This window comes from Rathayibacter sp. AY1A2, from assembly GCF_002930935.1.
Classification (GTDB): domain Bacteria; phylum Actinomycetota; class Actinomycetes; order Actinomycetales; family Microbacteriaceae; genus Rathayibacter.
In genome coordinates this window covers 85,403-110,870 of sequence record NZ_PSTP01000008.1, presented here as the reverse complement: position 1 = coordinate 110,870, position 25,468 = coordinate 85,403, and the positions used below count along the sequence as shown (strand labels likewise).

The window sequence follows — 25,468 nt, the reverse complement described above, 5'->3', positions numbered from 1 at the left end:
GCGGGCCGGCGGACGCCTCAGTCCGCGCGCCGCTCCTGCTCCACCGCGCGGATCTCGTCCTGCAGGTCGCGCGTCGCCGTGCGGAGCGCGCGCTCGGCGTCGAGCCCCTGGGCGCGGGCGGAGGCGACGATGGCCAGCAGCAGCGGGCCGAGGTCCTCCTCCGACTCGATGGGCAGAGGGCCCTGGCCGGCGTCCACGACGCCCAGCGAAGTCGCCTTGCCGATCACCTTGTCGGCGAGCGCGAGGGCGGGCATGCCCTGCGGGATCCCGTCGAGCACGCTGGTGCGGTGCGGCTTCTCGGTGCGCTTGAGCTCGTCCCACACCGCGATGACGTCGTCGGCCGTCTCGGCCGTGGCGTCGCCGAAGACGTGCGGGTGGCGGCCGATCATCTTGGCGTTCATGTGCGCCGCGACGTCCTCGATGGTGAAGGGCTCGGCGCTCTCGGCCGCCAGGTCGGCGTGGAAGAGCACCTGGTAGAGGACGTCGCCGAGCTCCTCGATCAGGTCGGCCCGGTCCCCCGCCTCGATGGCGTCGACGAGCTCGTGCGACTCCTCGATCAGGTAGCGCACGAGCGACTCGTGGGTCTGCTCGGCGTCCCACGGGCAGCCGCCCGGGGCGCGGAGGACGTGGACGGTGCGGATGAGCTCGTCGAGCCGGGGATGCGCGGTCACCCCGCCATCCTCGCATCCGGTCCGGCCGCCGCCGCGGACATCCGGGCGGCGCGGGCGCCCGGGAGCCTCAGGCCCGCGCGAGACGCCGCCGCGCGACGAGGAGGCAGCCGCCGGCGACGAGCGGCACCGCGGCGAGGAGCCCGGGTGACGCCGCGACGGACACCGCGGTCGAGGCGCTGACCAGTGCACCCGCCAGGTTCCAGAGGACCACCGCGACTCCCGCGCCGTCCCCGATCGGGAGCGGCACCGGGCTGAGCAGCTGCGGCGGCAGCGGACCCCGGGTCGCATCCATCGCCCGCGCGGCGACCGCGGTCGCGGCGATCGCGGCCGACACCGGCACCGCCGCGCCCGGGAGCAGCAGCGAGGCGGCGAGGGCGCCGAGCACCGCGACTCCGACCGCGAGCACCAGAGGGAGCACGGCGTGCAGGAGGAGCAGCTCGAACGGGCCGGGGGCGAGGAGCGCCGGCTGCCCCGCGGTCGCGGCGGCGTGGCGGAAGCCGTCGCTCCAGACGCCGGCGCCGAGGTAGGCGAGCACGCCCGCCGCGGCGGCCGGGAGCGCGAGGAGGGAGGACGGCACGACCGCGGCGAGCACGGCGGCGGCGCCGGCGGCGGCCAGGGCGACGACCGCGACCGCCGAGCGGCCGGGAGTGCGCAGCGCGCCGATCGCGTCGCGCACCGGCACCGCGAGGGCGAACGGGGAGAGGCGGACCGCTCGGAGCCCCCGCCCGATCGCCGGGAGGGCGCGGTACCCGTCGAGCGACTCGGCGAGGTCGCCCGTCGCTCCGAGCCGGGCGGTCGCCGACCACTGCCGGGCCTGGGCGAGGAGGCGAGGTCCGCGCGCGGCGTGGAGCAGCCGGGGCGCCGCGGCCAGGAGGACCGCGGCCGACGCGAGCAGCACGGTCGCGGCGCGCACCTCCTGCGCTCCGCTCACGGCCGAGGCGAGGAGGCCGCCCGGCTTGGGCGCACCGGGCAGGAGGGCCCCGAGGACCGCGAGGGAGGCGAGGATGCCCGCCGCGAGCGCGGGGAGGCGCGAGGGCAGGCACTGACCGGCGAGCCAGGCGACGGCGAGGAGGCCGGCGAACGCGGCACCGCCGGCGACGGCCGCGAGGAGCGGCGCGGAGGCGGCGAGGGCGAGGAGCGACGCGCCGGCGGAGCAGCCCGCCACGAGACCGGCCGACGCCCGGACCACGGGTCGGCGGAGCACCGACCAGCGGCGCAGATCGGTCGCGAGCAGCACGGCCGTGGTGTGCGGCTCGCCCACCGCGGGTCCGCGCACCCGGCCCAGGAGCACGGCGGCGGGCAGGGCGAGACCCGCGGCGAGGGCGATCAGCGGCTCCGGCGCGGCTCCCGCCTCGGCGGCGAGGAGCGCGAGGGCCCGGGCGACGGGGAGGACGACGACGAGGACGGTCATCACGGCGAGGTAGCCCGCGTAGGCGCGCGGACTCGGCGGAGCCGCGGCGCGGTGCCGGTGCAGAGCCCGCACCTCGGCGACGCGGGCCCCCTCCGCGCGCGTCACGCCCGCTCCAGCTCGACGACCCGCGCGCCCAGACCCTCGATCAGCACGGGGCTGTGGGTCGCGACGACGAGTGCCCGGGACGCGGCTGCGCGCCGCAGGACCTCCGCGACCAGCGGCACCCGCTCGACGTCGAGCCGCTGCTCCGGCTCGTCGAGCAGCAGCACCGCGGAGGGACGGGCCAGCACGAGCGCGAGGGAGAACAGCTGCGTCTGCCCGGAGGAGAGCTCGTGCGGGAAGCGGCGGGCGAGCGGAGCGAGCGCGAGCGCGTCGAGACCAGCTGCGGCCTCGCGGCGGGCGTCGGCGACCGGCGCGCCCCACGAGACGGCCACCATCGCGAGGTGCTCCTCGAGGGTCAGGTCCCGCTCGAAGGGCGGGGTGCCGATCAGGGCGGCGACGGCGCGGCGGTGGGCGGCGGAGCGCTCCTCCGGGGCGCGCCCGGCCACCGCCACGACTCCCTCGCTCGGAGCGGTGAGGCCGGCGATCACCCGCAGGAGCGTGGTCTTGCCGGTGCCGTTGCGGCCCGTCACCGCGACGCGCTCCCCCGCCTCCGCCTCGAGCGAGCACGGGGCGAGCAGCTCGACCCCCGAGGCGCGGACCGCGACCCCGCGAACGGCGACCAGCGGGCCGGCGAGCGGCTCCGGCTCTCGAGGACATCGGGCGGCGAGGAGCGGCATGCCCTCCATCCTGCCAGCGGGCCCTCCCGCAGCGGCGACGGCCGCCGGAGCGGGGCGGCGCGCCTCCAGGGAGCGCCGCCCCGAGGACCTCAGACGGTGACCGGCTCCGGGAACAGCGAGTCCAGGAGCGACGCCACCCACTGGATGAGCGCCCGGTCGCCGAGCGGGATGCCGTCGAGCACGGGCATCGGCACGACGACCGCGTCTGCCTGCTGCAGGTACTTCGCGGTCGGGTACATCCGGCGCAGGCGCACCTGGATCGAGTCGGGCAGGTGAGCGGGAGCCACGCGGACGTTCGAGCCCATCGCGACCACGTCGCTGAGGCCCGCCTTCTGCGCGCGCATGCGCAGCCTCGACACCAGGATGAGGTTCTCGACCGCCTCGGGCAGCTCGCCGTAGCGGTCGGTCAGCTCCTCGACCACGAGGTCGATGCTCCCCTCCTTCGCCGTCGGCGACGACGCGGCCGACAGCTTCTGGTACGCCTCCAGGCGCAGCCGCTCGCTGTCGACGTACTCCTCCGGGATGCGCGCGTCGACGGGCAGCTCGAGCCGCAGCTCGGTCTGCCCCTCGGCGACCTCGCCGCGGAAGGTGTCGACGGCCTCGCCGATCATCCGCAGGTAGAGGTCGAAGCCCACGCCCTGGATGTGCCCGGACTGCTCGCCGCCGAGGAGGTTGCCCGCACCGCGGATCTCGAGGTCCTTCAGCGCGATCTGCATGCCGCCGCCGAGGTCCGAGTTGGCGGCCAGCGTCTGCAGCCGGTCGTGCGCGGTCTCGCTCAGCGGCTTCGTCTCGTCGTAGAGGAGGTAGGCGTAGGCGCGCTCGCGGCCGCGGCCGACCCGCCCGCGCAGCTGGTGCAGCTGCGAGAGACCGTACTTGTCGGCGCGGTCGACGATCAGCGTGTTCGCGTTCGGGATGTCGAGGCCGGTCTCGACGATCGTCGTCGACACCAGGACGTCGAACTTGCGCTCCCAGAAGTCGACGATGATCCGCTCGAGCTGCGACTCGCTGAGCTTGCCGTGCGCGACCGCGATCCGCGCCTCGGGCACCAGCTCGGCGAGCTGCGAGGCGACGCGGTTGATCGTCGAGACGCGGTTGTGCACGAAGAACACCTGGCCCTCGCGCAGGAGCTCCCGGCGGATCGCGGCCGACACCTGCTTCTCGGAGTAGGGGCCGACGAAGGTGAGGATCGGGTGGCGCTCCTCCGGCGGGGTCGCGAGGGTCGACATCTCGCGGATGCCGGTCACCGCCATCTCGAGCGTCCGCGGGATGGGCGTGGCGCTCATCGAGAGGATGTCGACGTTCTTCTTCAGCGCCTTGAGCTTGTCCTTGTGCTCGACGCCGAAGCGCTGCTCCTCGTCGATCACGAGCAGGCCGAGGTCCTTGAAGACGATGTTGTCGCTGAGGAGCCGGTGGGTCGCGATGACCATGTCGACGGTGCCGTCGGCCAGGCCCTCGATCGTCTCCTTCGACTCCTTCGCGCTCTGGAACCGGCTGAGCGCCCGCAGGTGGACGGGGAAGCCGGCGAAGCGCTCCTGGAACGTCTCGAGGTGCTGGCGGACGAGCAGCGTGGTCGGCACGAGCATCGCGACCTGCTTCCCGTCCTGGATCGCCTTGAACGCGGCGCGCACGGCGACCTCGGTCTTGCCGAAGCCGACGTCGCCCGAGAGCAGGCGGTCCATCGGGATCGGCCGCTCCATGTCGGCCTTGACCTCGTCGATGACGGTGAGCTGGTCGGGGGTCTCGGCGAACGGGAACGCCTCCTCCAGCTCGCGCTGCCAGGGGGTGTCCGGCGGGAACGCGTGCCCGCGGGAGGCCATCCGGGCGGAGTAGAGCTTCACGAGCTCGACCGCGATGTCGCGGACCGCGCGGCGGGCCTTGCTCTTGGCCTGCGCCCAGTCGCTTCCGCCCATCTTGCTCAGCGCCGGAGCCTCGCCGCCGACGTAGCGGGAGAGCAGGTCGAGCTGGTCCGTGGGGACGAGCAGCTTGTCGCCGGGGAAGCCGCGCTTGCTGGGGGCGTACTCGAGCACCAGGTACTCGCGGCGGGTCTTGATCGCGTTGCGGCCCCCGCTGGAGACCTCGCGCTGCGAGAGCTCCACGAACCGGCCGATGCCGTGGGTGGCGTGCACCACGAAGTCGCCGGGGGTGAGCTGCAGCGGGTCGACGACGTTCTTGCGGCGCGACGCGAGCTTCTTCACCGCGCGGGAGTCGTAGCCGACGGTGCGGCCGTAGAACTCCGTGTCGGTGACCAGGGCGAGCTTCGCCTCCTCCACCTCGAAGCCGTGATCGACGGAGGCCTGGACCACGTAGGCCAGGCCCGTCTCGAGCCCGGCGGGGAGGTCGGCGACGATGCGGGCGGCGACCTCGTGCTCGGCGAGGACCTGGTCGGTGCGCTCGACCGTGCCGGTGCCGGGCGCGGTCAGGACCACGGTCCAGCCGTCGGCCAGGCGCGCGCGGACGTGGGCGAGGGCGCCCTCGACGCTCGCTCCGAATCCGGGGACCGGCTCGCCCTCGACGCGGACGGCGAGGATCTCGTCGATCCCGAGCTCCTCCGGCAGCACCTCGGCCTCGCCCGCGGCGGGGCCCTGGCGGAACGTGCTCATCGTCCACCACGGGTGGTCGGGAGCGTCGGCGCCCGGGGCGCTGAGCTTCACGGAGTCGCGGAGCGCGCCGAGCGAGATGAACTCGCCCGAGGCGAGGTCGATGGGGGCCTCGGCGCCGGCGGTCGCCGCGCTCCAGGCCGCCTGCAGGAACTCGCGGTTCGTCTCGGCGAGGCTGATCGCCCGCGTCGCCACGCGCTCGGGGGCGAGGACCGCGACGGCCGCCCCCTCGGGCAGGTAGTGCGAGATCGGGACCAGCCGCTCCAGCAACGCGGGGGCGAGCGACTCCATGCCCTCGACCGGGATGCCCTCGGCGATCTTCGCGAGCATCGCCGACAGGCTCGGGAACTCGTGCAGCATCTCGCGGGCCCGCTGCCTCACCGCGGGCACCAGCAGCAGCTCGCGGCTCGGCGGGAGGACCACCGAGTCGGCCTCGCCCGGGAGCGAGCGCTGATCGGCCACGGAGAAGCCGCGGATGGAGTCGACCTCGTCGCCGAAGAAGTCCACTCGGCTCGGATGCTCGGCCACCGCGGGGAAGACGTCGAGGATGCCGCCGCGCACGGCGAACTCGCCGCGGCGCGTGACCATGTCGACCCGGGCGTAGGCCAGGTCGACCAGCTCGGAGGAGATGCGGCCGAGGTCGTAGCCGCGGGCGCCCTTCACGAGTCGGATCGGCTCGATGTCGGCGAGGTTGTCGGCGACCGGCTGCAGCGCCGCGCGCACGGAGGCGACCACCACGAGGGGCCGCTCGCCGGACCACTGCTTCATCCGCCGCAGCGCGTCCAGGCGCCGCCCCACGATCTCGGCGCTCGGGCTGAGGCGCTCGTGCGGCAGCGTCTCCCACGCGGGGAACTCGACGACGTCCGCGTCCGGCAGCATGCAGCCGAGGGAGGCGCGCACGTTCTCGGAGTCGCGGCCCGTGGCCGTGACCACCAGCGCCGCCTGCGGGCGTCCCGCCTCCGCGCGCCTCTCGATCAGGCCCGCGAGCAGGGGGACCCGGAGGCCGTCAGCCACCGAGAAGTCGGCGTCCCGCACCGCGTACGCGAGAGCATCGTCGAACGTGGAGGCGCGCGACAGCGCCGAGATGATCTCGTTGAGGGGCACGGGTCCAGTTTACGGCCGCCCCGCGGGCCGACCGCCGAGGGAACCCCGAACCGTCGAGGGAGCCCGGCGCTGCGGTCTCCCTCGCCGTCCGGGGTCCCCTCGGTGGAGGGCGGGTCAGGCGCTGGTGTGGAACTTCAGCTGGGCGGCGGAGAGGCCGGAGTCGGCGATGAGCTCGACGGCGTCGGCGGCGTCCGAGACCAGGATCGGGAGCGCCTCGCGCTCCGGGCCGGCGAAGTCCTTCAGCACGAAGTCGGCGGCCTGCTGGCGGCCCGGCGGGCGGCCGATGCCGACCCGCACGCGCAGGAACTCGGCTCCTCCGGTCGCCGCGAGGATGTCGCGGATGCCGTTGTGCCCTCCGTGACCGCCGCCCTGCTTGAGGCGCAGGGTGTCGAAGGGGATGTCGAGCTCGTCGTGCACGACGATCAGGTGTGCCGGGTCGACCGAGTAGAAGTCGAGCAGCTGCGCCGTCGGCCCTCCGGAGAGGTTCATGAAGCTGTTGGGCTTGCCCAGCACGAGCTTCGGTCCGCCCGGGCGGAGGAAGCCCTCGGCGACCACGGCGTTGGCGCGGTTGTGCCGGCGGAACGAGCCGCCGATCCGCGTCGCGAGCTCGTCGAGCACCATCTGGCCGACGTTGTGCCGGTTGCGCGCGTACTGCGCTCCCGGGTTGCCCAGTCCGACGACCAGCCAGGTGTCACCCATGTCGTTCCTCTTCCTCGGGGGCGGCGGAGGGACTCCCCCGCCGGACGCGGAACGGGCCCGCCGCGGCTGCGAGCGGGCCCGTTCCCGGGGTGGTGCGGACTACTCCGCGGTCTCGGCGACGACGTCGCCCGAGGCCGGGGTCTCGTCGTCCTCGCCCAGGTCCTGCTCGACCTCGGCGGTGACGTTGACGATGAGCACCTCGGCGTCGGTGACCAGCGTGGCGCCCTCGGGGAGCGTGACGTCAGCGGCGGTGATCTGCGTGCCGGCCTCGAGGCCCTCGACGGAGACGACGATGTTCTGCGGGATGCGCGTGGCGTCGACCTCGAGCGAGAGGGTGTTCGACTCGATCGAGACGAGGGTGCCGGGAGCGGCGTCGCCCTCGACGTGCACGGGGATGTCCACCTCGACCTTCTCGCCCTTGTTGATGACGACGAGGTCGATGTGCTCGATGATCTGGCGCACCGGGTCGCGCTGGATGTCCTTCACCAGGGTGGTCTGCGCGGCGCCCTCGATGTCGAGCTCGAGGATCGCGTTCGCCTTGCGGGTGAGCAGGAGCACCTGGTGGCCCGGGAGGGTGAGGTGCTGGGGCTCGGTGCCGTGGCCGTAGAGGACCGCGGGGATCTTGTCCTGCGCGCGGATCTTGCGGGCGGCGCCCTTGCCGAACGAGGTGCGGACCTCGACGACGACCTTGTTGGTCAGTTCAGCCATGATGTTCTCCTTGGGCGGCGCGCACGCCACCGGATCGGGTCGTGGCCTGCGGCCACGGACGGTTTGTCGACTCGAACGCATGTCAGCGTGAGGAGAAGTCCGTGGCGCCCCGTGGGGGCCTCGCCTGCTTCCACCGCGTCGATCACGGATGCACGTGCATCCCTCGCCGAAGTTCAGCTGCCGATCCTACCCGGCATCGCGGCCGCCCGCCAGCAGGCGGTCGCGCCGCCGGACTCGGAGCCGGACGTCCAGGCGGACCGCCTACCGTGCGGGTATGACGAGCGACGACTTCGGCTCCTACGTCGAGAAGAACGGCTTCCACCGCGACACGAACTACATCCCGACGCGGATCACCGCCGACGGCCGCGACGGGTACCCGGTGGAGGCCGGGCGCTACCGCCTCGTCGTCTCCCGCGCCTGCCCGTGGGCGAACCGCGCCGTGATCGTGCGGCGCCTGCTCGGGCTCGAGGACGCCCTCTCGATGGGCATCTGCGGGCCCACCCACGACAAGCGCAGCTGGACCTTCGACCTCGATCCGGGCGGGGTCGACCCGGTGCTGGGCATCCCCCGCCTCCAGGACGCGTTCTTCGCCCGCTTCCCCGACTACCCGCGCGGGATCACCGTCCCGGCCCTCGTGGACATCCCGAGCGGCCAGGTCGTCACCAACGACTACCCGGTGATGACGCTCGACTTCTCCACCGAGTGGACCGCGTTCCACCGCGACGGCGCCCCCGACCTCTACCCCGAGGAGCACCGCGAGGAGATCGACGAGATCGCCGAGCTGGTCTTCCACGACGTGAACAACGGCGTCTACAAGTGCGGCTTCGCCGGCTCGCAGCGCTCCTACGACCGGGCCTACGACCGCCTCTGGGCGCGGCTGGACTGGCTGGAGGAGCGGCTGAGCACCCGCCGCTACCTGGTCGGCGACACCATCACCGAGGCGGACGTGCGGCTCTTCACGACGCTCGCCCGCTTCGACGCCGTCTACTACAGCCACTTCAAGGCCAACCGGAACCTGCTGTCGGCGATGCCCGCGCTCTGGGGCTACGCCCGCGACCTCTTCGCCACTCCGGGGTTCGGCGACACGATCGACTTCACCCACATCAAGTCGCACTACTACGAGGTGCAGCGGGACATCAATCCGACCGGCGTCGTCCCCAAGGGCCCGGACCTCTCCGGCTGGCTCGTCCCCTCGCGCCGCGAGGAGCTCGGCGGCCGCCCGTTCGGCGACGGCACTCCCCCGCCGCCGCCGATCCCGTCGGAGCGCGTCCCCCTCGGCCACGGCGCCTGACCGGCTCCGGTCGCGGTCGTCGCGGCGCGCGCAAGACCGTGCGCGCGCCGCACGACCGATGTGCAGCCGGGAGACGGCTCGGACCCGGGCTCCCCGGAGCGACCCGGGGCTAGCCTGGGCTCGCCCCTGAACGCGAACGTCGAGGAGAACCGTGTCTGACAAGCCCACCGCCACAGCCAACATCGGAGTCGTCGGTCTGGCGGTGATGGGCTCGAACCTCGCCCGCAACCTCGCCAGCCGCGAGGGCAACACGGTCGCGGTGTTCAACCGCTCCTACGGCCGCACCGAGACCCTCATCACGGAGCACCCGGAGGCGGGCTTCGTCGCGTCCGAGACCATCGAGGACTTCGCCGCCTCGCTCGCCACCCCGCGCACCGCGATCATCATGGTCCAGGCCGGCCGCGGCACCGACGCCGTGATCGAGCAGCTGACGAAGGTCTTCGAGCCCGGCGACATCATCGTCGACGGCGGCAACGCGCTCTTCACCGACACCATCCGCCGCGAGAGGGCCGTCCGCGAGACCGGCATCCACTTCGTCGGCACCGGCATCTCCGGCGGCGAGGAGGGCGCGCTCAAGGGCCCGTCGATCATGCCCGGCGGCTCGGTCGAGTCCTACAGGACGCTCGGCCCGATCCTCTCGTCGATCGCCGCGGTCGCCGAGGGCGAGCCCTGCGTCACCCACATCGGCACCGACGGCGCCGGCCACTTCGTCAAGATGATCCACAACGGCATCGAGTACGCCGACATGCAGCTCATCGCCGAGGCGTACGACCTGCTCCGCACCGTCGGGGGACACGAGCCCGCCGCCATCGCCGAGGTCTTCGACGCCTGGAACAAGGGCGACCTCGAGTCGTACCTCATCGAGATCACCGCCGAGGTGCTCCGCCAGGTCGACGCCGACACCGGCAACCCCTTCATCGACGTCGTCCTCGACCAGGCCGGCTCGAAGGGCACCGGCGTCTGGACCGTGCAGAACGCGCTCGACCTCGGCGTCCCCGTCGGCGGCATCGCCGAGGCCGTCTTCGCCCGTGCCGTGTCCTCCCACCCCGAGCAGCGCGAGGCCGTGCAGGCCCGCGTCACCTCGCGCCCGACCCCGGTCGAGAAGTACGAGGGCTTCGAGGACGACGTGCGCGCCGCGCTCTACGCCTCCAAGGTCGTCGCCTACTCGCAGGGCTTCGACGCGATCATCGCCGGAGCCGAGAAGTACGGCTGGGAGATCGACAAGGGAGCGGTCGCCAAGATCTGGCGCGCGGGCTGCATCATCCGCGCCCAGTTCCTCAACCGCATCGTCGACGCCTACGACGAGAACGCCGGCATCACGACCCTCCTCGAGGACCCGTACTTCGCCGAGGCCGTCGCCAACGGCGAGGCCGCCTGGCGCCGCATCGTCTCGACCGCCGCGCTCTCGGGCGTGCCGATCCCCGGCTTCGGCGCCGCGCTGTCGTACTACGACTCGCTCGCCTCCAAGCGCCTCCCGGCCGCTCTCGTGCAGGGCCAGCGCGATTTCTTCGGAGCGCACACCTACAAGCGCGTCGACAAGGAGGGCACCTTCCACACGCTGTGGTCGGGCGACCGCACCGAGGTCGAGCAGGACCCCTCCACGCACTGACCCGCGTCGCACGGGAAGGCGCCCCCGCCTGCAGGATCCTCGGATCCTCGGGCGGGGGCGCCTTCCGCGTTGGGGAGGGAGCTCCCCCGTCGTCAGCGGAGCCGGGCGGTGGCGTCCGGCTCCCCGAGCACGCGCTCGACGCCCGGGCCGGCTGACCCCTCAGCTCCGGAACGCCCGCGCGATCAGGAGCGCCGCCAGGAGCACCGCTGCGGCGGCCGCCGTGGCAGCCGGGAGGGCGAGCAGGAGCAGCAGCGAGACCGCGGCCGACGCGAGGGCCGGGCCGCTCGCCCCGGCAGCTCCGTGGTCGAGGCGCCGCACGATGGTCGCCACCAGCAGGGCGGCCATGGCGAAGGCGAGCAGCGCGTCGGCGTCGAGGATCACGACCGCGAGCACGGCGACCAGGCAGAGGACCAGCTGGGCCGCCGCGGGCACGCCGGTCCTGCGGTTCCTGGCGGCGAGCACCGCCGGCATCTCCCCTGCGTCGGCGAGACGGACGAGGGCGCGCGCATCCCTCCTCCCGAGGTCGAGGAGCGCGAGCAGGACCGCGATCACCGCGGCGGCCCCGACGAGCCCGGACGCGGGCGTGCCCCGGGTGACAGCGCTCAGGGAGGTCTCCGAGGACGCGAGGACCTCGGGACCGGCCGCCAGGAGCAGACCGGTGCCGAGCGCGGCGGCGGCCGCCGTGGCGATCCCGATGCGCAGCAGGGCGGGGCGGAGAGCCGTCACCGCGCCGGAGCGGGAGGTCGGCAGGAGGATCAGGAGCAGCGCCGCGGCGGTGCCGGCTCCCAGCGGCCCTCCGTCGCGCAGCGGGTCGAGCGGCGCGGGGTCCGGAGGGGACGCCAGCAGGATCACGGCGGCGGCGGCCAGCAGGACGACGACCGCGCCGACGAGGAGCAGGACCGGGCGAGCGGGGAGGCGCCCGCCGTGCAGGCCGAAGAGCGCGACGGCCACGAGCAGCAGGACGGCCAGGGGCCGGGCCGCTCCCCCGAGGACCGACTGGGCCGCGGTCAGGGCCAGCGCGGCCGAGGCGAAGGCGCGCCCGACGATCCCGAGCCACTCGGAGGAGGGGCCGTCGTGGACGGTGCGCCCGGCGTCGGCGACGGCGCCCAGGGCCGCGGCGGCCGCCGCGACGGCGAGCCCGAGGAGCAGCCACCAGCCCGCCGCGGCGGCGGCCGGCGACCAGACCAGGAAGACCGCCGCCAGGGCGAGGGTCGCATCCGAACGCTGGGGCACGGCCTCACCCTAGGCGGTGGAGCCGGGGCGGGACCCGGGTGCGCCGTGCAGGGCGCACCCGGGGCGCGGGGTCCTACGCGTCGCCGTCGAACATCGACGTCACGGAGCCGTCGTCGAAGACCTCGTGGATGGCGCGGGCCAGCAGCGGAGCGATGGGCAGGATCGTCAGGCGGTCCCAGGTCTTCTCCGGCGGCAGCGGCAGGGTGTCGGTGACGACGACCGAGTCGATGAATTCCGAGCTCAGGAGCTCGACCGCCGGGTCCGAGAAGACGGCGTGGGTGGCCGCGACGACCACGCCAATCGCGCCCGCCTTCTTCAGCGCCTCGGCCGCCTTCGCGATGGTGCGCCCGGTGTCGATGAGGTCGTCGACGAGGAGGCAGACGCGGCCCTTCACCTCGCCGACGATCTCGTGGACGGAGACCTGGTTGGCGACCTTCGGGTCGCGGCGCTTGTGGATGATCGCCAGCGGGACGCCGAGCTTGTCGCTCCAGATGTCGGCGACGCGGACGCGGCCCATGTCGGGCGAGACGATGGTGAGGGTCGAGGGGTCGAGCTTCTCGCGGAAGTGCTCGAGCAGCACCGGCATCGCGAAGAGGTGGTCGACGGGGCCGTCGAAGAAGCCCTGGATCTGCGCCGCGTGCAGGTCGACCGACATGATCCGGTCGGCTCCCGCCGCCTTGAAGAGGTCGGCGACGAGGCGGGCCGAGATCGGCTCGCGGCCGCGGCCCTTCTTGTCCTGGCGCGCGTAGGGGTAGAAGGGGGCGACCACGGTGATCCGCTTGGCGGAGGCGCGCTTGAGCGCGTCGACCATGATCAGCTGCTCCATCAGCCACTCGTTGATCGGGGACGTGTGCGACTGGAGGACGAACACGTCGCCTCCGCGGACCGACTCGCCGTAGCGGACGTAGAGCTCGCCGTTGGCGAAGGTGCGCCCCTCGGTCGTGACGAGCTCGGTCCCGAGCTCGGCGGCGACCGCTTCCGCCAGTGCCGGATGCGCCCTCCCCGAGACGAGGACCAGGCTCTTCTTGTTGCTGGCGGTGATGCCGGTCACTGTGCTCCGCTTCCTCCGGTGGGCGCCTGGTCGGATCCGGTGGGATCCGACGCCAGGGCCGCCTCGGCGGCGTCGGCCGCCGCGGTGCCCGGACGGTGGGTCTGCACCCACCCGGCCATGTTGCGCTGCGGAGCGACGGTGATCCCGAGGGCTCCGGCGGGGATGTCCTTGCGGATGACCGTGCCGGCGCCCGTGTACGCTCCGTCACCGATTCTAACGGGGGCGACGAAGACGTTGTGCGACCCCGCACGCACGTGCGAGCCCACCACGGAGGACGCCTTGCTCACCCCGTCGTAGTTGGCGAAGATCGAGCCGGCGCCGATGTTCGACTCCTCGCCGATGACCGCGTCGCCGACGTAGGAGAGGTGCGGGACCTTCGATCCCTCGCCGATGACGGCGTTCTTGGTCTCGACGTAGGTGCCGATCTTGCCGCGGGCGCCGAGCACGGTGCCGGGGCGGAGGAACGAGAACGGGCCGACCTGGGCCTTCGCGCCGATGACGGCGAGCGTCGCGTCGGAGCGCTTCACGACCGCGTCCTCGCCGACCTCGCAGGAGTCGAGCGTGGTGTCCGGGCCGATGACCGCACCGGTGGCGATGACGGTCGGGCCCTTGATCTGCGTGCCCGGGAGGATCTCGACGTCCGGGGCGAGGACCGCGTCCACGTCGATCCAGGTGGTCGCCGGGTCCTGGATCGTGACGCCCTCGAGCTGCCAGCGGCGCACGATGCGCGCGTTGAGCTCGAGCGCCGCGTCGGCGAGCTGGGCGCGGTCGTTGATCCCGGCCACGAGCCAGCGGTCCTGCACGGGGACGGCCTCGATCGCGCGACCGGCGGCCTTGAGCGCGGCGGCGGCGTCGGTGAGGTACTTCTCCCGTTGCGCGTTCTCGGTGCCGATCGCGCCGATGACCGAGCGGAGCGCGGCGGCGTCGAAGGCGTAGACGCCGGCGTTGATCTCGGTGAGGTCGAGCTCGTCGGGGCTGGCGTCCTTCTGCTCCACGATGGAGGCGAAGGCTCCGTCGGCGCCGCGGACGATCCGGCCGAAGCCGGTCGGGTCCTCGAGGACGGAGGAGAGCATGGTGAGCGCGTTCGCCGCGGCGAGGTGCTCGTCGAGCAGGCGGCGGAGGGTCGGCGCGTCCAGCAGCGGGACGTCGGCGCTCAGCACGACGACCGTGCCGGCGAAGGACTCCGGGAGCGCCGCGAGGCCCTGCTCGACCGCGCGGCCGGTGCCGGGCGTCTCGTCCTGGTCCACCACCAGCGCGGAGGGCGTGTGCTCGAGGACGGCCTCGGCGACCCGGTCGCGCTCGTGGCGCACCACGGTGACGACGTGCGCCGCGTCGAGCGAGGCGGCCGTGTCGAGCACGTGCCCGAGCAGCGGCCTCCCGGCGAGGCGGTGCAGGACCTTCGGGGTGCGGGACTTCATGCGGGTGCCCTGGCCTGCCGCCAGGATCACGACGGCGAGCGTGCTGTCTGCCATGTTCTTCGCGTTCTCCTCCGTGAGCGCACCGTCCTGGTGCCGCTCCGCCACCAGGATTCGAACCTGGACCGGACAGCTCCAAAGGCTGCCGTGCTGCCGTTACACCATGGCGGACCGCGCGATCGCGCGCCGTCCATCCTGCCATCCCCGCGCCCCCGGCCCCGCCTCGGGCGCGGGCGGCCGCCGCTCGGGCGGGCGACGGCGGCCCGGGAGGCCCCCGCCTCCCGGCCCGTCCGCCTCCCGGCGTCCCCCGAGCCGCCCAGCCGCCACAATGGACGGGTGAGTGCGAATGACGAGGTCGACGGGATCGTCGACGCCTGGGTCCGGGAGCGGCCCGATCTCGATTTCACGCCGCTCCAGGTCTTCTCGCGGATGCGCCGGCTGGCCAAGCAGCTCGAGCGCGCGCGCGGCAGCGCCTTCGGCCGGTCGGAGCTCGAGACGTGGGAGTTCGACGTGCTCTCGGCCCTGCGGCGCGCGGGCGCGCCCTACCGGATGAGCCCCAAGCAGCTCCTCCAGGCGACCATGGTCACCAGCGGCACCATGACCAACCGCATCGACCGGCTGGTCGAGCGCGACCTGGTCGAGCGCCTCGACGACCCGAACGACGGGCGCGGCGTGCTGGTGCAGATGACGCCGTCGGGGCTCGCCCGGGTCGACGCGGCGATCACCCGCCTGGTCGATGCGGAGCAGGAGCTGCTCGGCGCGCTCACCCACGCCCAGCAGGAGCGGCTGGCGCAGCTCCTCCGGAAGCTCTCCCTCGACTTCGGCTGAGCCGGTCGGCCCGGGCCCGCGACGGCGGCCCGCCCTCGCGGTACGGGACAGCTGCCGGTGCCGCGGAGGAGAGCGGCGTCAGCCCTCGAGCTGCTCCGAGAGCTCCAGCCAGCGCAGCTCGAGCTCGGCCGTCTCGTCCTCGTAGGCGCGGAGCGAGGCGTTGAGCGCCAGGATCCCGTCGTAGTCGTCCTGGTCGTGCGTCGCCATCTTCTCGTGCACGGTCTTCGTCAGCTGCGTGAGCTTGTGCAGGCGCCGGTCGATCGCCGACACCTCCTTCTCAGCGGTGCGGCGCTCGGCCCCCGCGAGTCCGCTCGACGCCGGCGCGGCGGAGGAGGAGCCCGACGACGCCGCCGCGGGCGCACCCTTCTCGAGCGCGCGGCGCAGGTCGAGGTACTGCTCGACGCCGCCGGGCAGGTGGCGGAACGCGCCGTCCATCACGGCGTACTGCTGGTCGGTGACGCGCTCGAGCAGGTACCGGTCGTGCGAGACGACGAGGAGGGTGCCCGGCCAGGAGTCGAGCAGGTCCTCGATCGCGGCGAGCATGTCGGTGTCGAGGTCGTTGGTCGGCTCGTCGAGGATCAGCACGTTGGGCTCGCTGAGCAGGATGAGCAGGAGCTGGAGCCTCCGGCGCTGACCGCCCGAGAGGTCCTTCACGGGCGTCGAGAGCTGCGCGCTCGAGAAGCCGAGCCGCTCGAGCAGCTGGCCCGGGGTCATCTCCTTGCCGCCGATGGAGTAGCTGGTGCGCTGCTCCGCGATGATCTCGCGGACGGGCCGGTGCTGGACCCCGGTCAGCTCGCGCAGCTGCTGGTCGAGGATCGCGACGCGAACGGTGGTGCCGCGCTTCACCCGGCCGCTCGTCGGCTCCACGCTGCCCGCGACCAGGCCGAGGAGGGTCGACTTGCCGGCGCCGTTCACGCCGAGGATGCCGGTGCGCTCGCCAGGCGCGATCCGCCACTCGATGCGGTTGAGGACGGTCCGCTCGCCGTAGCGGACGGTGACGTCGAGCAGGTCGACGACGTCCTTGCCCAGGCGCGAGACGGCGAGCTGCGAGAGCGAGACCGAGTCGCGCACCGGGGGCTCGTCCTCGATCAGCTGGTTCGCGGCGTCGATCCGGAACTTGGGCTTCGCCGTGCGGGCGGGGGCGCCGCGGCGGAGCCAGGCGAGCTCCTTCTTCATCAGGTTCTGGCGCTTGGCCTCCATGGTCGAGGCCATCCGGTCGCGCTCGACGCGCTGCAGGATGTACGCCGCGTACCCGCCCTCGAACGGCTCGACGAGACGGTCGTGCACCTCCCAGGTGGCGGTGCAGATCTCGTCGAGGAACCACCGGTCGTGGGTGACGACCGCGAGCCCGCCCGACGACGCCGCCCAGCGGCGCTTGAGGTGCTCGGCGAGCCAGGCGATGCCCTCGACGTCGAGGTGGTTGGTGGGCTCGTCGAGGAAGACGACGTCCCAGTCGCCGACGAGCAGCTTCGCGAGGGCGACCCGGCGCCGCTGCCCGCCCGAGAGGGAGCCGACCACTCCGTCCCAGGGGACGTCGCGCAGCAGGCCCGCGATCACGTCTCGGGTGCGCGCGTCGCCCGCCCACTCGTGCTCCTGGAGCCCGCCGACGACGGCCTGGGCGACGGTGAGGTCCTCATCGACCGTGTCGGCCTGGTCGAGCATCCCGAGCGTGACGCCGCGGCGGTGCGTGACGCGGCCGCTGTCCGGCTCGATGCGCTGCGCGAGCAGGCGCAGGAGGGTCGACTTGCCGTCGCCGTTGCGTCCGACGATCCCGATGCGGTCGCCCTCCTCGATCCCCAGGGAGACGTCGTCGAAGATCACGCGTGTGGGGTACTCGAGTCGCAGCGCCTCGGCGCCCAGCAGATGTGCCATAGGGATCCAGCCTAGGCGGTGCCGCCTGAGCGGTCCGCCGCGGGTCGATCACAGTGCGGCCGGGTCGCGGCCCCCGGACCTCAGCCCGCGGGTGCCGGCTCCGAGACGGACACCGAGCGGCGGTGCAGTCCCGTGGCGCCGTCGGGGGCAGGCGGGCGCTCGACCGTGGTCTGCACCGTGCCGTCCGCGTCGGTGGCGCGCACGGTCACGACGTGGTCGCCGACCGTCGCGTCCCACTCGAGGACCCACTGGATCCACGTGTCCGCGGTGACCTGCTCGGCGAGGCGCGCCTCCTGCCAGGCGCCGCCGTCGATCTGCACCTCAACCTTCGCGATGCCGGTGTGCGGCGCCCAGGCGACTCCCGCCACGGCGACCGTCCCCGCCTCGACGGGCTGGCCCTGGCGCGGCACATCGATCCGCGACTCGATCTTGATCGGACCGCGCTCGGTCCAGCCGCGCGTCGACCAGTACGCCAGGTCCTCCGCGAAGGTCGTGACCTTCAGCTCGACGACCCACTTCGTCGCCGAGACGTAGCCGTACAGGCCGGGGACGACCATCCGGACGGGGAAGCCGTGCTCGACCGGGAGCGGCTCGCCGTTCATCCCGACGGCGAGCAGGCTCGCGCGGTCCTCGTCCTGCAGCACGTCGAGCGGGCTGGAGGCGGTGAAGCCGTCGATGCTCCGCGAGAGCACCATGTCGGCGCCGGCGGTCGGCCGGGCCCGGGCCAGCAGCTCGCGGATCGGGTAGCCCAGCCAGAGGGCGGTGCCGATCAGGTCGCCGCCGACCTCGTTGGACACGCAGGACAGGGTGACCAGGTGCTCCTCGAGCGGCAGTGCGAGCAGCTCGTCCCAGGTGATCTCGATCTCCTCCTCCACCATTCCGGTGATCATCAGCGACCAGTCGGCGGGCTCGACCGACGGCACCGAGAGCGCGGTGTCGATCCGGTAGAACGAGGAGTTGGGAGTGACGTAGGAGCTGATGCCGTCGATGTCGTCGAGCACGGCGCCGGCCGGGACGGGCGCGGCGGCCGAGGCGGGAGCCGGCAGGGACACGGCCTCGCGCACGGCCGTAACGGCGGCGGAGGCGGACGTGAGGAAGCGGGCGCCGATGCCGGCGGCGACCGCGGCGACTCCGGCGATCCCGACCAGGCGGAGGAACGACCGGCGGTCCGGGGAGTCGCTCTCGCGCTCCTCCTGCCAGCCGCGGAGGCGGACGGAGGCCGAGCGGAGCACCGCGGCACCGGCCACCATGCCCACGACGCTCGGCGCCGCGTCGATCCCGGACGCGCCCTCGCGGCTGACGGCGGCGAGCGCACCGGCGCCCGCGACGACGGCCAGCAGCAGCACGCCGAACGGCGGGCGGCGGTACTCGAGGACTCCCGCGCCGACGGCCAGCAGCGCGATCGCGAGGCCGATCGAGACCAGCAGCACGAGCTTGTCGCCGGTGCCGAAGAGCGCGATGACCGTGTCCTTCACGCCCGGGGGCACGATGTCGATGACGAAGCCGCCGACCGCGACCAGCGGACTGCCGCCCGCTCCGGTGAAGACCGCGACGACCTCGGCGGCCGCGAGGGCGACGACGGCGGCCACGATCCCGGAGAGGATCGCGAAGAGGGTGGCTCGGCGGGACATGAGCGGCACTCTAAGCCACGACGTCGGAACTTCTCTGCGGACCGTCTGTGGAGGGCGCCGGGCGCGAGGCTCGCGAGCCCCGCTCCGGAGGCACCGCCTCCGCGACTAGGTCGAGAGCAGGCGCGCCCCGTGGACCGGGCCGGAGACCCGCACGGCGCTCAGCCGCGCGGAGCTCAGCTCGCGCTGCAGGTCGGCCGCCGCATCGGCGTCCGGAGCGAGGAACGCCACGGTCGGTCCGGACCCCGAGACGAGGCCGCCGAGCGCTCCGCGGCCCTCGCCGAGCTCGAGGATGCGGGCGAGCCCGGGCTGCAGGTGCAGCGCCGGCGCCTGCAGGTCGTTGTGCATCGCGTCGGCGAGCATGGCGGCGTCGCCGGCGCGGAGGGCCTGCAGCACGTTGGGATCGATGGCGGGGGTCGCCGAGATCGGGCGGAAGTCGTGCAGGTGGCGCTCGCGGTGCCGGTCGAGCTCGCTGTAGACCTCGGGGGTCGACAGGCCCTCCTCCGAGAGGACCAGCACCCACTCGAAGCGGCCCTTGGCGAGCGCCGGGCTCAGCTCATCGCCGCGGCCGACCCCGATCGCGGTGCCGCCGGTGAAGGAGAAGGGGACGTCGGCGCCGAGGCTCGCGGCGATGCCGAGCAGCTGCTCCCTCGTGCAGGCCGTGCCCCAGAGCGCGTCGCAGGCGAGGAGGGTCGCGGCAGCGTCGGCCGAGCCGCCGCCCATGCCGCCGGCGATGGGGACGTTCTTCTCGATCTCGAGGTGCACGCCGCCGCGGTAGCCGGTCGCCCGGGCGAGCGCCCGAGCCGCCTTGATCGCGAGGTTGGAGCCGTCGACGGCCAGGCGGGAGGTGTCGATCGAGCCCGAGAAGGAGACCGAGAAGTCGGCCGCCTCCTCCGCGAACACGTCCTCGTAGAGGGAGAGCGACTGGAACGCGGTGGCCAGCTCGTGGTACCCGTCGTCGCGCACGGCGCCGACCTTGAGGAACACGTTGATCTTGCCGGGCGCCCGCGCGTGGACCCGGTTCGACGTCGCGCGGTGGGCCATGCATCCACGCTACAGGGTGGCGGAGGCGCCCTCGTCCGCACCCGGGACGGGCTCCCCGTCGCCGTCCGCGTCGTCCCCGTCGGTCTCCGCCAGCGACCCGTCGGGCACCGCCGCGCCGCGCACGGGGACCCTCGCCGGATCGAGCTCGCGGCCCAGGCGGACGAAGGCGGCGACGTCCAGCTCCTCGCCGCGCGCGGTCTGCGGGACGCCGGCCCGCTCGAGCGCGACGATCGCCGCGGCGCTGTCGCCGAAGAGGGTCGCGAGCGACTGGCGGAGCATCTTCCTCCGCTGCGCGAACGCCGCGTCGACGACCGCGAAGACGGCGCGGCGCAGGGTCTCGTCGCCCGGCTCCTCGCCGCGGTCGAACGCGACGAGCACGCTGTCGACGTTCGGCACCGGCCAGAAGATCTGACGCGAGACCGCGCCGCCCGTCGTCCAGGAGCCGAACCACGCCGCCTTGACGCTCGGGCCGCCGTAGACCTTGGAGCCGGGACCGGCGGCGAGCCGGTGCCCGACCTCGGACTGCACCATCACCACTCCGGACCGGATGCTGGCGAAGTGCTCGAGGAAGTGCAGGAGCACCGGCACCGAGATGTTGTACGGGAGGTTGGCGACGAGCCGGACCGGCTCCCCCGGCAGGTCGAGCACCTTCATCGCGTCGGCGTGCACGACCGCGAGATCGGCGCCCGGCGCCATCAGCTCGACGGTGCGCGGCAGCTGCTCGGCGAGGCGCCCGTCGATCTCGACGGCCACGACCTGTGCGCCCGCCTCGAGCAGGCCGAGGGTCAGCGATCCGAGGCCGGGGCCGATCTCGACGACGGTCTCCCCCGGGCGCACCCGAGCGAGCTTGACGATGCGGCGGACCGTGTTGGCGTCGTGCACGAAGTTCTGGCCGAGCTTCTTGGTCGGCGTGACGTCGAGGAGGCCGGCGAGGTCGCGGATCTCGGCCGGGCCCAGCAGGCGCGGGATCGCGGCGGCCGTCGGCTCGGCGGCGTGGCGGCCGCTCATGCGAGGGGTCCGACCGGCTCCGTCGGCTCGGAGCCGACCTCGCCGCCCCACTCGCCGTACACGGCCTCCGTGTTCGAGGCGATCGTCGCGGCCAGGTGGCCGACGTCGGTCTCGAGGGTCGCGGCCATCGAGCGCAGGGTGTGCGGGAGGAGGTAGGGCGCGTTCGGGCGGCCGCGGAAGGGCGACGGAGTGAGGTACGGCGCGTCGGTCTCGACCAGGATGAGGTGCCGCGGGGTCGCGACGAGCGCCTCCCGCAGCGGCTCGGCGTTCTTGAACGTCACGGTGCCGGCGAAGGAGAGGTACCAGCCCTCGTCCGTGCACATCCGCGCCATCTCCGCGTCCCCGGAGAAGCAGTGGAAGACGGTGCGCTCGGGGGCTCCGACGCGGCGCAGGGTCTCGATGACCTCGCGGTGCGCGTCGCGGTCGTGGATCTGCAGCGCGAGGTCGTGCTCCTTCGCGATGCGGATGTGCTCCTCGAAGGAGCGGAACTGCGCGGCGCGGCCGCTCTCGCCGGTGCGGAAGAAGTCGAGCCCGGTCTCGCCGATGGCGCGCACCCGCGGCTGCTCCGCCAGCTCGGCGATCACGGCGAGGGCGGCGTCGAGCTCGCCGCGCTGCTCCAGCTCGGGCGCCTCGTTGGGGTGGATCGCGACGGCGGCCAGCATGCGCGGCTCGCTCGCCGCCTGCTCGGCCGACCAGCGGCTCGTCTCGACGTCCGTGCCGACCTGGACGACGCCGCGGACCCCGACGGTGGAGGCCCGGTCGAGCTGCTCGCGGTGGTCGAGCGGCTCGAGGCCGTCGGCGATCTCGAGGTGCGTGTGGTTGTCGTAGACGGGGACGACGAGCGCCTCGGGCAGCGGCGGGTACGTCAGGTCGCGGCCGGACGAGGCCTCGCGGGAGCGGACGTGCTGGCTGTCGGTCATGCGCTCCAGGCTACCGGGAGGGCTCGCGCGGGCCGGAGTCCCGGGTGGACGAGGGCCGAGAGGCGGCCGCTGAGGCGCCCTGAGCGGATCGGGTCAGCACCCGATCGGATCGGGACAGCCCGCCTCCCGCGCCGCCGGGAGGCTGGAGCCATGACAGACACCGAGCTCCTCGCCCACTCCGCACCCGGCTCCCTCGCCGGGCGCCACGCCCTCGTCACCGGATCCTCGAGCGGGATCGGCGCAGCCATCGCCCGCCGGCTCGCCGGGGCCGGCGCTCACGTCCTCGTGCACGGACGCGACCCCGAGCGGGTCGGGTCCGTCGTCCGCGGCATCCGCGCCGACGGGGGCACCGCCTCCGCGCTCGTCGCCGACCTCGCGGGCACGCCGGAGGAGACCCGCGCCGTCGCCGAGCGGGCGCTGACCCTCCTCGACGGGCGGATCGACGTCCTCGTCAACAACGCCGGAGTGTTCCCGGTGGGGCCGACCGCCGACCTCAGCGACGCCGATGTCGAGTCCCTCCTCACCACGAACATCCGCGTGCCGCACCAGCTCGTCGCGGCGATCGCCCCGGCCATGGCCGAGCGCGGGAGCGGAGTGGTCGTCAACATCACCTCGTGGATGGGACGGGTGGGAACGCCGGGGACCGCCCTCTACCCCGCGACCAAGGCGGCGCTGGAGCACCTCACGCGGGCGTGGGCGGCCGAGTACGGCCCGAGCGGCGTGCGCGTGGTCGCCGTCGCGCCCGGCGCGACTCTCACGCCCGGCAACGAGCACGCCGCGGCGATCCTGGAGCAGATGACCGCGTCCGCCCCCGCCGGCCGGCCCGGACGTCCGGACGAGATCGCCCTGGCCGTGCGCTGGCTCGTCTCGGACGAGGCCTCGTACGTCCACGGCACGACGCTCGACGTCGACGGAGGCATCGTCGGCGCCCGCGTCTGACGCCGCGGCACGCGCCGCTCGGAGTCCCCGCGACAGCGCCCGCCGCTCAGTGGATCTGGACGAGCGGCCCGGGGTGGAGCGCGGCGTCGGCCGCGGGGGTCGTCTCGTAGGCGCGGCGGTAGTCGCGCCCGAAGTGCGACGCGCTCGCGTAGCCGACCGCGGCCGCGGCCTGCGCGGCGGTGTCGCCCCGGACCAGGAGCAGCCTCCTGGCCTCCCCGAGGCGGAGCCGCCGCAGGTAGCCCAGCGGCGACATCCCGGTCAGCTCGCGGAAGCGGCGGGTGAGTGTGGGCACGCTGGTGCCCGCCTCCGCGGCGAGCGCGCCGAGGGTCCAGCCGCGCGAGAGCGACGCGCTCATCGCCTCGACCGCGCGGGAGACGGCCTCCGAGCGGACGGTGCTGGACGCGGCCAGCAGCCGGGGCGCCTGGTCCGTCTGCAGCAGCCGCAGCACGAGCTCGCGCGTGATCGCGGGGGCGAGCACCGGGATGTCGGCGGGGGCGTCGAGCAGACGGAAGAGTCGGCGCAGCGAGTCGGCCATCTCCTCCGTGACCGTGCCGATCCGCGGGGCGGGAGCCCGCGGGGCCGTCCGGGGGGCGAGCGCCGCGATCTCGGCCACCACGAGCGGGTCGAGACGCCAGTTGGCCGACAGGAAGTCGCCGCGGTCGCCGGTCTCCACGACGGCCGCCACCACCGGCAGGTCGACGGGGGTGATCAGGAAGCGGCCGGCGCCCCACCGCTCGTCGGAGTCGCCGACCACCGAGCGCTTCCGGCCGGCCAGCACCAGGCTGAGGGTCGGCGGGAACCGGGTGTAGACGAGCTCGGTCGGAGCGGTCACCCGGTGCAGGCGCAGGGCGAGCGCGGCGGCGCGCTCGGGGTGCCCGACGTGGCGCCGGGTGAGCTCGGCCGCCTGCCCGAGAGCGTCGAGGACCTCGCGCGACATCAGCGCACCAACGGAGCGGAGGGCCGCTCGCACCCGGCCCCTCGCGTTCGGATCGCGGTCATCGGGCACTCTCCTGCGGATCCTCCGTCGGCGACTCCAGGCCGCGCGACTGCTCCGTCCACGGGTCGAGGCGCGGCCGTCAGGACGCGGGAGCCTCGATGCGCGGGAAGAGCGCGGCGAGCGTCCCGACGGTCGTGCCGACGGGGAGGACTCCCCACCGGCCCGCCTCGCGGATCGGCTGCGCGGTGAGGGCGCCCAGCGACTCCGTCACGCCGAGCGCCTCCCAGAGGGACGCCGTCGCGCGCGGCACGACCGGCGAGAGCAGCACGGCCAGGGCGCGGAGCCCCTCCGTCGCGGTGTAGAGCACCGTGCCGAGGCGCTCGCGCTCCTCGCGCTTGGCGAGTGCCCACGGCTCCTGCTCGGTGATGTAGCCGTTGAGCTCTTCGACGATGCTCCACACGGCGGTGATCGCATCGTGGATCGCGAGCGCGTCGATCGACCGGTCGGCCGACGCGGCGGCCTCGGCGACGATGCGCTGCACGCGCTCCTCCGCCTCGGTCGGCTCCCCCGGCGCGGGCACGACGCCGTCGTAGTAGCGGTGCAGCATCGCGACGACCCGCGAGGCGAGGTTGCCGAAGCCGTTCGCGAGCTCGGACTGGTAGCGCGCCGACAGGTCCTCCCACGAGAACGAGCCGTCCTGGCCGAAGGTGATGGCCCGGAGGAAGTAGTAGCGGAAGGCGTCGGAGCCGAAGGTGTCGGTGATCTGCTCGGGCGCGATGCCGGTGAGCTTCGACTTCGACATCTTCTCGCCGCCGACCAGCAGCCAGCCGTGGCCGAACACCTGCCGGGGCACCTCGAGGCCCGCGGCCATGAGCATGGCGGGCCAGATCACCGCGTGGAACCGCAGGATGTCCTTGCCGACGATGTGGGTCGCCGGCCAGCGGCGCTCGAACTCCGCCTCGTCCTGGCCGTAGCCGACCGCGGTGATGTAGTTGAGCAGCGCGTCGAACCAGACGTAGACCACGTGCGAGTCGTCCCACGGGACCTTCACGCCCCAGTCGAAGCTGGAGCGGGAGATCGACAGGTCGGCCAGGCCCTGGCGGACGAAGCTGACGACCTCGTTGCGCGCCGACTCGGGCTGGACGAAGTCGGGCCGCTCCTCGTAGAGCGCGAGCAGCCGCTCGGTGTACTCGCTCATCTTGAAGAAGTAGTTCTTCTCCTTCAGCAGCTCGACCGGCTTCGAGTGGATCTTGCAGACGTACTGGCCGTCGTAGTCGCCGGTGCCCTCCTCGAGGTCGGACAGCTGCTTGTACTCCTCGCAGCCCACGCAGTAGTAGCCCTCGTACTGGCCGGTGTAGATGGCGTCCTCGTCGTACAGCTTCTGCAGGAACTTCTGGACGTTGACCTCGTGCCGCGCGTCCGTGGTGCGGATGAAGTCGTCGTTGGCGATGTCGATGGTCTCGAGCAGCGGCTGCCAGGCGGTCCTCACGAGGCGGTCGGCCCACTCCTGGGGGGTCGTGCCGTTGGCGGTGGCGGTGCGGAGGATCTTCTGGCCGTGCTCGTCGGTGCCGGTCAGCAGCCAGGTGTCGTCGCCCGCCTGGCGGTGCCAGCGGGTGAGCACGTCGGCGGCGACCTCGGTGTACGCGTGCCCGATGTGCGGGACGTCGTTCACGTAGAAGATCGGGGTCGTGAGGTAGAAGGAGGCGCCGTCGGACATGGCGACC

20 protein-coding genes and 1 tRNA gene are annotated in these 25,468 nt (G+C 73.6%); 4 read left to right on the top strand and 17 right to left on the bottom strand.

Translation table 11 applies throughout. The features are described from left to right. Positions 1 to 17 precede the first annotated feature (17 nt). The 6 genes from C5B93_RS09310 to C5B93_RS09290 form a co-directional block, all read right to left on the bottom strand. Positions 18 to 671: a MazG family protein gene (locus tag C5B93_RS09310; protein WP_104222356.1), complete on the bottom strand. Its 654-nt coding sequence runs from the start codon at positions 669 to 671 to the stop codon at positions 18 to 20. Between the two features lie 67 nt (positions 672 to 738). Next, positions 739 to 2,187 (bottom strand): hypothetical protein, encoded by a 1,449-nt coding sequence (locus C5B93_RS17650; RefSeq protein WP_258068188.1) that lies wholly within the window; start codon positions 2,185 to 2,187, stop codon positions 739 to 741. After that, on the bottom strand, positions 2,184 to 2,861 hold the full coding sequence (locus C5B93_RS09305) for an ATP-binding cassette domain-containing protein (protein ID WP_104292310.1): 678 nt from the start codon (positions 2,859 to 2,861) through the stop codon (positions 2,184 to 2,186). The genes C5B93_RS17650 and C5B93_RS09305 overlap by 4 nt, the downstream gene beginning before the upstream one ends. Before the next feature lie 89 nt (positions 2,862 to 2,950). Further along, positions 2,951 to 6,562 (bottom strand): transcription-repair coupling factor, encoded by a 3,612-nt coding sequence (gene mfd, locus C5B93_RS09300; RefSeq protein ID WP_104292309.1) that lies wholly within the window; start codon positions 6,560 to 6,562, stop codon positions 2,951 to 2,953. A 114-nt stretch (positions 6,563 to 6,676) separates the two neighbouring features. Then, positions 6,677 to 7,261 (bottom strand): aminoacyl-tRNA hydrolase, encoded by a 585-nt coding sequence (gene pth / locus C5B93_RS09295; protein WP_104233681.1) that lies wholly within the window; start codon positions 7,259 to 7,261, stop codon positions 6,677 to 6,679. Positions 7,262 to 7,360: 99 nt separating this feature from the next. Continuing rightward, entirely contained in the window at positions 7,361 to 7,969 is a 609-nt protein-coding gene (locus tag C5B93_RS09290) for a 50S ribosomal protein L25/general stress protein Ctc (RefSeq protein WP_104238997.1), read from the bottom strand. 274 nt (positions 7,970 to 8,243) lie between these two features. On the opposite strand from C5B93_RS09290, the gene C5B93_RS09285 reads away from it, so the two are divergent. Next, positions 8,244 to 9,260 (top strand): glutathione S-transferase family protein, encoded by a 1,017-nt coding sequence (locus C5B93_RS09285; protein WP_104226929.1) that lies wholly within the window; start codon positions 8,244 to 8,246, stop codon positions 9,258 to 9,260. 151 nt (positions 9,261 to 9,411) lie between these two features. Further along, positions 9,412 to 10,869, top strand: coding sequence for an NADP-dependent phosphogluconate dehydrogenase (gene gndA / locus C5B93_RS09280; RefSeq protein WP_104292308.1), 1,458 nt, complete (start codon positions 9,412 to 9,414; stop codon positions 10,867 to 10,869). 159 nt (positions 10,870 to 11,028) lie between these two features. Here the strand turns inward: gndA and C5B93_RS09275 are convergent, their stop codons facing one another. From C5B93_RS09275 to C5B93_RS09260, 4 genes are all read right to left on the bottom strand, one after another. Next, complete coding sequence (locus tag C5B93_RS09275) at positions 11,029 to 12,102, bottom strand: hypothetical protein (RefSeq protein WP_104292307.1); 1,074 nt, start codon at positions 12,100 to 12,102, stop codon at positions 11,029 to 11,031. Positions 12,103 to 12,175: 73 nt separating this feature from the next. Beyond that, entirely contained in the window at positions 12,176 to 13,153 is a 978-nt protein-coding gene (locus tag C5B93_RS09270) for a ribose-phosphate diphosphokinase (RefSeq protein ID WP_104222342.1), read from the bottom strand. Then, positions 13,150 to 14,625: a bifunctional UDP-N-acetylglucosamine diphosphorylase/glucosamine-1-phosphate N-acetyltransferase GlmU gene (glmU, locus tag C5B93_RS09265; RefSeq protein ID WP_104292318.1), complete on the bottom strand. Its 1,476-nt coding sequence runs from the start codon at positions 14,623 to 14,625 to the stop codon at positions 13,150 to 13,152. The genes C5B93_RS09270 and glmU overlap by 4 nt, the downstream gene beginning before the upstream one ends. Before the next feature lie 42 nt (positions 14,626 to 14,667). Continuing rightward, positions 14,668 to 14,739: transfer RNA gene (locus tag C5B93_RS09260), tRNA-Gln, on the bottom strand. A gap of 165 nt (positions 14,740 to 14,904) precedes the next feature. On the opposite strand from C5B93_RS09260, the gene C5B93_RS09255 reads away from it, so the two are divergent. Further along, positions 14,905 to 15,396, top strand: a complete 492-nt coding sequence (locus C5B93_RS09255; RefSeq protein WP_104222340.1) for a MarR family winged helix-turn-helix transcriptional regulator — start codon at positions 14,905 to 14,907, stop codon at positions 15,394 to 15,396. A 78-nt stretch (positions 15,397 to 15,474) separates the two neighbouring features. Here the strand turns inward: C5B93_RS09255 and C5B93_RS09250 are convergent, their stop codons facing one another. The 5 genes from C5B93_RS09250 to C5B93_RS09230 all read right to left on the bottom strand — a co-directional run bounded on the left by C5B93_RS09250 (position 15,475) and on the right by C5B93_RS09230 (position 21,868). Continuing rightward, complete coding sequence (locus tag C5B93_RS09250; RefSeq protein ID WP_104233689.1) at positions 15,475 to 17,268, bottom strand: ABC-F family ATP-binding cassette domain-containing protein; 1,794 nt, start codon at positions 17,266 to 17,268, stop codon at positions 15,475 to 15,477. Positions 17,269 to 17,348: 80 nt separating this feature from the next. Further along, positions 17,349 to 18,899 (bottom strand): molybdopterin-dependent oxidoreductase, encoded by a 1,551-nt coding sequence (locus tag C5B93_RS09245; RefSeq protein WP_104233690.1) that lies wholly within the window; start codon positions 18,897 to 18,899, stop codon positions 17,349 to 17,351. A 105-nt stretch (positions 18,900 to 19,004) separates the two neighbouring features. Continuing rightward, positions 19,005 to 19,940, bottom strand: a complete 936-nt coding sequence (locus C5B93_RS09240; protein ID WP_104222334.1) for a 4-(cytidine 5'-diphospho)-2-C-methyl-D-erythritol kinase — start codon at positions 19,938 to 19,940, stop codon at positions 19,005 to 19,007. Positions 19,941 to 19,949: 9 nt separating this feature from the next. Further along, entirely contained in the window at positions 19,950 to 20,948 is a 999-nt protein-coding gene (rsmA, locus tag C5B93_RS09235; protein ID WP_181068370.1) for a 16S rRNA (adenine(1518)-N(6)/adenine(1519)-N(6))-dimethyltransferase RsmA, read from the bottom strand. Then, the gene (locus C5B93_RS09230) at positions 20,945 to 21,868 is read right to left on the bottom strand and encodes a TatD family hydrolase (protein ID WP_104222332.1); all 924 of its coding nucleotides are present in this window, start codon (positions 21,866 to 21,868) and stop codon (positions 20,945 to 20,947) included. Before C5B93_RS09230 ends, rsmA begins: the two co-directional genes overlap by 4 nt. Before the next feature lie 150 nt (positions 21,869 to 22,018). On the opposite strand from C5B93_RS09230, the gene C5B93_RS09225 reads away from it, so the two are divergent. Next, entirely contained in the window at positions 22,019 to 22,807 is a 789-nt protein-coding gene (locus tag C5B93_RS09225; RefSeq protein WP_104222330.1) for an SDR family NAD(P)-dependent oxidoreductase, read from the top strand. A 46-nt stretch (positions 22,808 to 22,853) separates the two neighbouring features. Here C5B93_RS09225 and C5B93_RS09220 read toward each other — a convergent pair whose 3' ends face one another. After that, complete coding sequence (locus C5B93_RS09220) at positions 22,854 to 23,813, bottom strand: AraC family transcriptional regulator (protein WP_258068187.1); 960 nt, start codon at positions 23,811 to 23,813, stop codon at positions 22,854 to 22,856. Positions 23,814 to 23,883: 70 nt separating this feature from the next. Continuing rightward, complete coding sequence (gene metG / locus C5B93_RS09215) at positions 23,884 to 25,461, bottom strand: methionine--tRNA ligase (RefSeq protein ID WP_104292305.1); 1,578 nt, start codon at positions 25,459 to 25,461, stop codon at positions 23,884 to 23,886. Between the last annotated feature and the right edge of the window lie 7 nt (positions 25,462 to 25,468).

Bases quoted from the DNA above. Each gene is read 5' to 3' on its own strand.
- C5B93_RS09305 (WP_104292310.1), bottom strand. From the start codon at position 2,861: ATGCCGCTCCTCGCCGCCCGATGTCCTCGAGAGCCGGAGCCGCTCGCC.
- pth (WP_104233681.1), bottom strand. From the start codon at position 7,261: ATGGGTGACACCTGGCTGGTCGTCGGACTGGGCAACCCGGGAGCGCAG.
- C5B93_RS09290 (WP_104238997.1), bottom strand. From the start codon at position 7,969: ATGGCTGAACTGACCAACAAGGTCGTCGTCGAGGTCCGCACCTCGTTC.
- C5B93_RS09285 (WP_104226929.1), top strand. From the start codon at position 8,244: ATGACGAGCGACGACTTCGGCTCCTACGTCGAGAAGAACGGCTTCCAC.
- glmU (WP_104292318.1), bottom strand. From the start codon at position 14,625: ATGGCAGACAGCACGCTCGCCGTCGTGATCCTGGCGGCAGGCCAGGGC.
- C5B93_RS09250 (WP_104233689.1), bottom strand. From the start codon at position 17,268: ATGGCACATCTGCTGGGCGCCGAGGCGCTGCGACTCGAGTACCCCACA.
- C5B93_RS09245 (WP_104233690.1), bottom strand. From the start codon at position 18,899: ATGTCCCGCCGAGCCACCCTCTTCGCGATCCTCTCCGGGATCGTGGCC.
- C5B93_RS09240 (WP_104222334.1), bottom strand. From the start codon at position 19,940: ATGGCCCACCGCGCGACGTCGAACCGGGTCCACGCGCGGGCGCCCGGC.
- rsmA (WP_181068370.1), bottom strand. From the start codon at position 20,948: ATGAGCGGCCGCCACGCCGCCGAGCCGACGGCCGCCGCGATCCCGCGC.
- C5B93_RS09230 (WP_104222332.1), bottom strand. From the start codon at position 21,868: ATGACCGACAGCCAGCACGTCCGCTCCCGCGAGGCCTCGTCCGGCCGC.
- C5B93_RS09225 (WP_104222330.1), top strand. From the start codon at position 22,019: ATGACAGACACCGAGCTCCTCGCCCACTCCGCACCCGGCTCCCTCGCC.
- metG (WP_104292305.1), bottom strand. From the start codon at position 25,461: ATGTCCGACGGCGCCTCCTTCTACCTCACGACCCCGATCTTCTACGTG.